This window comes from Lacticaseibacillus jixiensis (assembly GCF_042847315.1).
GTDB classification, from domain to species: Bacteria; Bacillota; Bacilli; order Lactobacillales; family Lactobacillaceae; genus Lacticaseibacillus; species Lacticaseibacillus jixiensis.
In genome coordinates, this window is the sequence record NZ_BAAFPR010000049.1 from 1 (window position 1) to 7,942 (window position 7,942).

General features: G+C 51.1%; 9 protein-coding genes. 3 read left to right on the forward strand and 6 right to left on the reverse strand.

Annotation, left to right across the window (positions count from 1 at the left end; translation table 11 throughout):
- Nucleotides 1–868 precede the first annotated feature (868 nt).
- From ACGG90_RS14890 to ACGG90_RS14905, 4 genes are all read right to left on the reverse strand, one after another.
- On the reverse strand, nucleotides 869–1,453 hold the full coding sequence (locus tag ACGG90_RS14890) for a TMEM175 family protein (RefSeq protein WP_390410613.1): 585 nt from the start codon (nucleotides 1,451–1,453) through the stop codon (nucleotides 869–871).
- A gap of 36 nt (nucleotides 1,454–1,489) precedes the next feature.
- Nucleotides 1,490–2,185 (reverse strand): NAD-dependent protein deacylase, encoded by a 696-nt coding sequence (locus ACGG90_RS14895; RefSeq protein WP_390410615.1) that lies wholly within the window; start codon nucleotides 2,183–2,185, stop codon nucleotides 1,490–1,492.
- A gap of 88 nt (nucleotides 2,186–2,273) precedes the next feature.
- Nucleotides 2,274–3,224, reverse strand: coding sequence for a hypothetical protein (locus ACGG90_RS14900; RefSeq protein ID WP_390410617.1), 951 nt, complete (start codon nucleotides 3,222–3,224; stop codon nucleotides 2,274–2,276).
- Between the two features lie 38 nt (nucleotides 3,225–3,262).
- The gene (locus ACGG90_RS14905) at nucleotides 3,263–4,042 is read right to left on the reverse strand and encodes a PHP domain-containing protein (RefSeq protein WP_390410619.1); all 780 of its coding nucleotides are present in this window, start codon (nucleotides 4,040–4,042) and stop codon (nucleotides 3,263–3,265) included.
- Between the two features lie 199 nt (nucleotides 4,043–4,241).
- On the opposite strand from ACGG90_RS14905, the gene ACGG90_RS14910 reads away from it, so the two are divergent.
- Both ACGG90_RS14910 and ACGG90_RS14915 read left to right on the forward strand, forming a co-directional pair.
- Nucleotides 4,242–4,751, forward strand: coding sequence for a YbhB/YbcL family Raf kinase inhibitor-like protein (locus ACGG90_RS14910; protein ID WP_390410621.1), 510 nt, complete (start codon nucleotides 4,242–4,244; stop codon nucleotides 4,749–4,751).
- 56 nt (nucleotides 4,752–4,807) lie between these two features.
- Nucleotides 4,808–5,344, forward strand: a complete 537-nt coding sequence (locus ACGG90_RS14915; RefSeq protein WP_390410623.1) for a dihydrofolate reductase family protein — start codon at nucleotides 4,808–4,810, stop codon at nucleotides 5,342–5,344.
- Between the two features lie 224 nt (nucleotides 5,345–5,568).
- Here the strand turns inward: ACGG90_RS14915 and ACGG90_RS14920 are convergent, their stop codons facing one another.
- The gene (locus ACGG90_RS14920) at nucleotides 5,569–5,769 is read right to left on the reverse strand and encodes a hypothetical protein (protein ID WP_390410627.1); all 201 of its coding nucleotides are present in this window, start codon (nucleotides 5,767–5,769) and stop codon (nucleotides 5,569–5,571) included.
- Between ACGG90_RS14920 and ACGG90_RS14925 the strand changes: the two genes are divergently transcribed.
- Nucleotides 5,696–6,778 (forward strand): DUF4767 domain-containing protein, encoded by a 1,083-nt coding sequence (locus tag ACGG90_RS14925; RefSeq protein WP_390410626.1) that lies wholly within the window; start codon nucleotides 5,696–5,698, stop codon nucleotides 6,776–6,778. The genes ACGG90_RS14920 and ACGG90_RS14925 overlap by 74 nt on opposite strands.
- 99 nt (nucleotides 6,779–6,877) lie before the next feature.
- Here ACGG90_RS14925 and ACGG90_RS14930 read toward each other — a convergent pair whose 3' ends face one another.
- The gene (locus tag ACGG90_RS14930; RefSeq protein WP_390410625.1) at nucleotides 6,878–7,537 is read right to left on the reverse strand and encodes a DUF1648 domain-containing protein; all 660 of its coding nucleotides are present in this window, start codon (nucleotides 7,535–7,537) and stop codon (nucleotides 6,878–6,880) included.
- Nucleotides 7,538–7,942: the final 405 nt, after the last annotated feature.

Sequence of the window (7,942 nt, forward strand, 5' to 3'; positions counted from 1 at the left end):
TGCCTTGGAACCAAACATTTACCGGTACCGCCCAATCGACCGTCGCTTAAAGCAAAGAGGTCCGCTTCCCTGAATCTGGGAACGGGCCTCTATTGATTTTCAAGACGGTCTGTTATTGGGTGCTTACCTCTTTGCCTTGGCGGCGTCACAGCTTATATCACGCCGCGTTGCTTTGCGCAGCTCGACGCCCAGAGCGGAGTGGCGCGTACTTAGCGGGTCAGATAGCCTAGCTATCGTGCTCGTGGCGCACTTTGCCACGAGTTCGATGGCGTAGCTAGCCGCACCCGCGTTGCGCCACGCAGCTCGACGATGACTAGAGCGGGGCAAAGCGCACTTAGCGATGTGTGTAAGCTGGCCTGAGCTAATGGCGGGCTTTGCCATAAGCTCGGGACAGCTTACACACAATCGCGTTGCTTTGCGCAGCTCGACGATGACCAGAGCGGAGCAAAGCGGGTTTAGCGATGTGTATAAGGCGGGATGACGTTTGGGCGGTTTATGCCCAAGCGGCGTCACGACTTATACACAATCGCGTTGCTTTGCGCAGCTCGACGACCACCACAGCGGAGCAGCCCGTACTTAGCGATGTGTGTAAACTGGCCTGAGCTAATGGCGGGCTTTGCCATAAGCTCGGGACAGCTTACACGCAATCGCGTTGCTTTGCGCAGCTCGACGATGACCAGAGCGGAGCAAAGCGGGTTTAGCGGCTGATATAAGATGGGATGACGCAAAGGCGCTCTTTGCCTTGGCGGCGTCACAGCTTATATCACGCCGCGTTGCTTTGCGCAGCTCGACGACGCCCACAGTGCAGCATTTTCACAAAAAACACATTCCCTAACTCGGATTCTTCTCACCAAGTTAGGGAATGTGTTTATTTCTGATTCAATTCTTTCTCGATTTGGCGCTCCGGCACCACCCACAACAATAACAACAATGTGTCAAAGATGATCGTCAGCGGTGCCCATAACAGGCCAAGCCCTAGCGCCACCACATTGCCGGCCATCGTGATCAGCGGCTTGCGATATCCGCGCCCCAAGACTTGCTGCACGGCATTGGAATGCACATTCACCCGCATCAACGATTGCACCAGCAGCCAATAAGCGAAATTCGCCAGCAGCACGATCGCACCATAGAACAATTCCGGGGCGGTGGCGCCAAAGTGCCGTTCACCGACCCAAGCGGTAGCAAACGGAAACAGCGATGAGGCAAACAAGAATGCGATATTGCTCCATAACACCGCGCCATTAACGTGTTTGACCACCTGAAACAAGTGGTGATGATTGTTCCAATAAACGGCCAAGGTCAAGAAACTGACCAGATAGATCATAAACGCATACCGCTCGCTCCATAACGCGGCAAAACTCCCGCTGGCAGGCGGCCGCAACTCCAATACCATGATCGTGATGATAATGGCGATCACGCCGTCGGTAAACGCCTCGACTCGATTCTTAGACATAATTCCTCCGATTGCTTCAGGTCCCCCAACCCTGAGCTAAATGTGAATAGCAGCAAACAATTCCGCCGCATCCCCCAAGACCATAGTGGCACCTGCAGGCAGATCCAGCGCTTCACGATTTACCGCCAAGATCCTCGCGTGAGGCTTGGCATATTGCAACAATCCGGCGAAAGGATACACCACTAAACTGGTACCCACAACAACGATCAAGTCTGCTTCGGCGACGGCATCAACCGCCGCTTCAGCCACGTCAGCGGCAATCGGTTCCCCATACAACACAATGTTTGGCCGGATCACGCCACCGTCTGCTTCGTGAATATCAGATGCTTGATATTGGTCGTAAGTAAACTTGGCGTGGCACTTTTGGCAATATAAATCATACAGATTGCCGTGAAACTCAATGACATGCTTGGCCCCAGCGGCACGATCAAGGCCGTCGACATTTTGCGTGACGATCGCGCCTTTGGCATTGCTGATGGCCGCCATTTTCTCGTGAATGACATTCGGCTGCGCCTCTGGGTGAAACATGTTGGCTAACACCCATTGATGAAATGCTTCGTGATGCTGCACGAGATTGTCATGCGACAAGGCATACTCCGGACTCACGCCGCCGTCTTGGTACAACCCGCCGCGGCTGCGGTAATCCGGGATCCCAGACGCCGTCGACACGCCGGCACCAGTAAGAAATGCAACACGCTGTGCGTTATCAATGGCTGATTGTAAGTCGATCATGATAAACCTCCTTGATCGAGGCAAAATGCGCCTCATGCCCGATGGTTAGGCCACCCGACCCGCTAAGTTCGCGCCGCTGTGCGTTGGGTTATCTCATCGAATAGTCGCAGTTAAATTCTTTCAATAATTCCCCAACTGGCCGTTGGTACAACGTCTGGAATGCCGCTGGGGTCGTGTCTTTCAGCGGTAAGACAAAGGCATTTTGTCCATCGCCTTTGCCTAACGCCACATACGCTTCTTGCTTGGTGGCCTCGTTGCGATATGCCGAATGCTTCAGCTCAAAGACTTGGTTGAGACTCAAGCGCAATTGACGCGCCGACAACACCGGCGGCACCGTGACATATTCTGCCAAGTCCAATGGTTGATAACCATTGGCAGTCATTAACGCATTGAAGCGGCCAAATACATTCACTAAGGCCCGCCGGTAAGCAAAAGGCGTATCCAATGATTTAACCGTCAAGGTGTCATATAACTCACTGGCAATTTTGTAGGCCCGCGGAAATTTATCCGCCCAAGCGGTGCGCTGATCATGGGCGCCGCCATTATCAAACAAGGTCATGTGATCCAGCAGTGACACTATGCGATAAATCAACAACCGATCGCCTGCTGCCGGCTCTGGTGATAAGGTTTCTTCAAAGCCTTTGATCAACTTGGCCTCTTGATTAGCGCCTAACAAATCATGCGCCCGCTGCCAAGCGGCGATCACAATATGGATGGCGGCACTGCTCAAGGCGGTGGCCACAGCATAATGTTGGCGATCGATTTCCGGAGTGCCGGTCAACAAATGGTATTCCAACTGCGGATAGCCGCCAGCAGCAAAGTACATGTGCAGCAATTCGTGGCTTAATGTGTAGTCAACGTCGGTCGTGTCACTGACATGCACGACCAAATCACCATTGGGGGCCAGTTGTTCATCTGATTGGCTGTGTACCAGCACCCCACTGGCTGGCCCGTCGATTTCGACGCGGATCGGCATGGTGTAACCTTTTTGGATTGTAGTGAATAGCTCTTGTAATTGAGGATTAGTGATCTCAGACATCGCAAGCTCCTTTTTCCTGAGTAATCGGTTAACGCGGCCTAGAATGTCACCATACTTGGCTGATGATCTTGATACACCGCCAATTCGGTGATGCCATGGCGATGCAAAAGCGCCTTGGCCTGGGCAAATTGCATCTGGAACGCATCTGGCACATGCGCATCAGACCCCAGGGTAAACAGTTCCCCACCTAACGCTTGATACCACGGGATCACCAAATCATATAACGCCGCGTCATGCCACAAGTACATCGACTTGGTGTTCAATTCCAAGGCCATATGCTTGGCGATCACTTCTTTAAAAATCGCCTGGATCGTCGGCTTGGCCCAAGCCACCAATTCTTCCGGACTGACATCAACGACCCGCAAGCCATATTCAAAATGTGCCAACACGTCGGCGCCATCAAAGCGCCGCACGCCGGCTAACATGCGCGCATAATAATCTTCAACCAGTGCGCGCTTGTCAACAGTCTTGAAATGGTCGTCTTGAAAATCATACTCACCATTATGGTGAAAGCTCAACAAGATCAGGTCATAGCGATTGGCATCTAAATAATGGTAAATATCTTCAAGTTTAGGCGCATAATAGCCGACTTCAATGCCGCGCAAGAATTGATTGGGATACTTCTTGTGCAAGGCTTCGAGCTTGTCGACATAGGCTTGATAGTCAGGTTTGTTATCTTGGCCGTGTTCATCAGGGTTGGCCATTTCCAAGTGCTCAGTGGTGACAAAAGGATGATCCGTTTGCGCCAAGTAGTCTTCAAACTGCGCATCGGAATCAAAAGAGAAATAAGTGTGAACATGTTGATCGTAATAAGGCATCAGTTGACCTCCAGTCTGCATGTTGGGTTATGTTAAGCTTACCACTCACGGGTTATTGAGGGTACTGCCAGTTAGTAAACCGGTTACAAAGTTTTCCCTTCGTTAACCGCGTTGTGGTACGCTAGAGGTAACATCAGACCAAAGCGAAACAACCTTTATTGATAGCATTGGATTGTGCCGCTTGAAAGGAAGGATCATCATGCAAATTTCTGTGCCGCTTGAGAATCATTACCTCGCCGATCGCTTCGGCAAACACGCGCCAGCAGCTGACACTTATCAAGGCTACCCCAAACGCAGCTTCCCAATCACCATTGACCAAGCGCCAGCCAACACGCAAAGCTTTGCAGTGTGGCTGATCGACTATGATGCGGTACCGGTTTCCGGCTTTCCTTGGATCCATTGGAACATCGCCAACATCCCCGGCACCACCACCCAACTGCCAGAAGACGCCAGCCGCAAGGGTTTTGCTTCTATGGTCCAAGGCCGTAATGCCAACGCCGGCGGCTTGGTGCATAATCCAGATTTGCAAATCGCCACGGGTTACGTTGGCCCGCAGCCGCCTAACGCCGATCACGCCTATACCTTGACGGTGTTTGCGTTAGACACCATGTTGGATTTGAAGCCGGGATTTTGGCTAAACGAAGCACGGCATGCGATGGCTGGGCATATTCTTGAAGAAACCAGTATCGATCTGTGGTCACGGGTGTGATACCGTTTTCATTTGTGATATACTGAACTCATAAAGAAGAATACGAGGTGGGTAGTATGGCACGACACGTGATCTTGTACTTAGCACAAAGTCTCGACGGTTTCATTGCCGAACCCGACGGCAGCACCGCTTGGCTTGGCAAACTCAACGCCAGCGCCGCAGATGACGCTTATCAACGCTTCTACGCCGGCATCGATACCGTATTGATGGGCCGCAAGACTTATCAACGCGCACTGCGCTTGGCAGGCAGCTATCCGTATAGCGACAAGGAAAGCTACGTCTTCTCCACCACGTTGCATGACACTGACGACCCGACCACCGTGGTTGCCGGCAACGTGCCTGAGTTCGTGCGCAAGCTCAAAGATAAGAAAGGCAAGGATATTTGGCTGGTCGGCGGCGCAGACATTTTCACCGAACTGCTGCAAGCCGGCTTGATCGATGAATTGATCATCACCATCGCTCCAGTGCTTTTAAGCGACGGCATCTCCTTGGTCGCAAGCGGCGTCAACAACGTCAACTTGACCTTAACCAAAGTCCAACAACTCGATCAATTGACCCAGTTGCACTACGCTGTTCAGCATCAAGCAGATTGAATAAAATCAATTTGAATCAGCCTGTTCTTCGACAACTTGCCGGAGGGCGGGCTTTTTTATCGTTAAAATAACATCAAAGATATGCTTAATCAATGTACGAAGCGCATACCTCCTGAAAAGGGATTGTTTTCGCAATATAATTGAAGTATTATAGCGTCATATACAACCATATAATATTAGCCAACTGTTTTAATTGATTGAAATAGTCTTATCTCGAATATTTTTCATGAGCACATTTTTTCAGTCGATTTCGATATGACTAGAAATTCTTTAATTTCAGTTAGGCCGCAATAAACAAGGGGTAGCGCGATGAAGCTTTGGCGCACAACAATGATATTAAGTCTGGGGCTGATGCTGGCTGCGTGTGGCAACCAACAACCCAAAAAGGCCGCAAGTTCCAGTGCGGCTGTTTCAACGTCTCGCACAAAAGCGACCTCCAAAAGCGTGAAATTAGCCTGGAGCGATGAGAAATCACAAAAGCTGGACGCCTTTATGAAAGACTTCAGTCAAACCAAGGCGGAGAACTTCACCAAAGCGGATCGCACGGCACATACCAAGTGGCAAGGGCTTGATCTGAGCAAAGTTTACGCCGCCAAACAGCCAGTCACCATTGATAACCAGAAAACACCAGTCACTTGGCTGCCTAAGCATAACCGCGGCAGCAGATCTCAGCAGAACGTCGTGGCGGTTTATGTGGACGATCAGGCAAAGACGCTTTTTCTGTTCACGCTGACGGCTAAAGCCAAAGCGCGCGTTCTGATCAGCCAAACGGCCCCCAAAGCCAACATCATCAGTACCACTGACACTCAAGATCAAGCCGTGGCCAAGGGTTTCGCCGCCATCACCGCCGGTCGCCCCGCAACTTTAACCAGTAAAGTCGCCGCTTCAGCCGCCTCAGCTGCTTCAAGCAGCAAAGCAGCTGCCTCAAGCACTGCTTCTGCCACATCAAGCAGCGCTGCCGCTGCTTCGAGCAGCAAAACGCCAGCCAAAACCAATCATAAGCCGGTCTTTTCAAGTCAATTCTGGCATACTTGGTACACTGCGGATCAATATCAGTCGCCCACCCTATCATTTACTGTCAATGCAGAAATTGTACATGGCACCAGCCAACCAGTTTATGATGTCTCTGAAGAAAGTCAAAGTGATTTAAAAATCGCCCAAACTGCTGGGGCTAATCCAGATCCAGTGAGGAGCGCTTGGGGATCGGCTACCGTCAGCGCAGATGGCAATACCGTTAGTGTTAGAGGCTGGTATCAAGCCAACGGCGGCCCAATCGTCTATAAGATCTCTACCTTCAATTTAGGCGGCCAGCCTACTAAAGTGCTTGAGACGTGCGAAGGTGCAGGCTGGCACAGTGCCAATTACTTCCTCACCCCAGCTTTAGCCAAACAATATCAAAATCAGGTTTTCCCTGGCCAGCCGCCAAAAGCTTAATGACCAATAGCGAAGCGCCTCGTAAATAACCACCTAAATCAATCAGGCCCGGCGGCTAGGAAAATTTCTCCCAGCTGCCGGGCCTGATTGACTTAACGCCTATTGATCTGGCCGCGTCGTCCAAACATAACTCAGCGGCATCATCACCACGATTGCTGCAATGACAATAACCAGCGCCACCACTGAAGCCGCTGGTGCAAAAAACAAGCTGCCTAGCAACAACACGCCGCCGGCCACCATCACATAACCCAACACGCGCAGCGTCTTCAGTGCTCCAGCAGGGTTGGTCACTTGCCACGGAACATGAAAACCAAAGCCAATCCAGCCTTTGCGGGGTGAAGTTGCCGGCACAGTGGGCAAATAGTTGCCCAAGAAGATGAACATCGCCCCAACTAAGGCGATTGCCCACAGCCGAACATTGACCGCATGACCTTGTGCATAACGGATCATGATGACATAAACGACAATGGTGCTCACCGGAAAGAACCACGCCAACACCCGTTCCATACGCGGCGCACCTTGACCATGCGCAGCAGCGTAGTAGGTAACACCCATGCAGAACCAATGGATCAACAACATCATTACGGGTACCCCGTAAACCACCATCGCTTTAGGCATCCACCCATTCGGCTGATCATCGATGCCCCAGTGCGTCACCATCATTTGCGGCAGCGTTTCGTATTGACTCACCCCGTAGAAAATCACAGCGACGATCACGGCACTGGTGATCAGTAAGGTACGCCATTTATCTTTTGTCATCAAGCTTACCTCCAATCCCCAAGCTGTAGATCCAGCTCAACACCTCTTCAAACACACTGGCATTCAAGTCGTAATAAATATAATCCTGGATTATTCATAGAATTTCAAAAAAGCAGCGCAATCCCATGATTCACACGGGACTGCGCTGCTTTGGTGTTTCACCCATTGGGTGCGCCTATATGCTAAGGTTAAGTCGACAAAAACCATCACGAAAGCGAGGCTTCACACCATCTCAACTTTAACCAGCTTATCCCTGCAATGCAATACCAATGTGACTGTGACCGCCGACGGCGGTCAACTTTCAAATGACGCCGGGCTCGTTTTGTTCCAAGAGTTTCTTCATCGTATCAACTTTAGGCAACTTGCCAATCAGTGCCTCAAGTTACCAGACCAACGACGATTCTG

What these genes read in the sequence shown, in the direction of transcription:
- ACGG90_RS14910 (WP_390410621.1), top strand. Translation starts at nt 4,242, where the DNA reads ATGCAAATTTCTGTGCCGCTTGAGAATCATTACCTCGCCGATCGCTTC.
- ACGG90_RS14915 (WP_390410623.1), top strand. Translation starts at nt 4,808, where the DNA reads ATGGCACGACACGTGATCTTGTACTTAGCACAAAGTCTCGACGGTTTC.
- ACGG90_RS14895 (WP_390410615.1), bottom strand. Translation starts at nt 2,185, where the DNA reads ATGATCGACTTACAATCAGCCATTGATAACGCACAGCGTGTTGCATTT.
- ACGG90_RS14890 (WP_390410613.1), bottom strand. Translation starts at nt 1,453, where the DNA reads ATGTCTAAGAATCGAGTCGAGGCGTTTACCGACGGCGTGATCGCCATT.
- ACGG90_RS14925 (WP_390410626.1), top strand. Translation starts at nt 5,696, where the DNA reads ATGCTGGCTGCGTGTGGCAACCAACAACCCAAAAAGGCCGCAAGTTCC.
- ACGG90_RS14905 (WP_390410619.1), bottom strand. Translation starts at nt 4,042, where the DNA reads ATGCCTTATTACGATCAACATGTTCACACTTATTTCTCTTTTGATTCC.
- ACGG90_RS14900 (WP_390410617.1), bottom strand. Translation starts at nt 3,224, where the DNA reads ATGTCTGAGATCACTAATCCTCAATTACAAGAGCTATTCACTACAATC.
- ACGG90_RS14930 (WP_390410625.1), bottom strand. Translation starts at nt 7,537, where the DNA reads ATGACAAAAGATAAATGGCGTACCTTACTGATCACCAGTGCCGTGATC.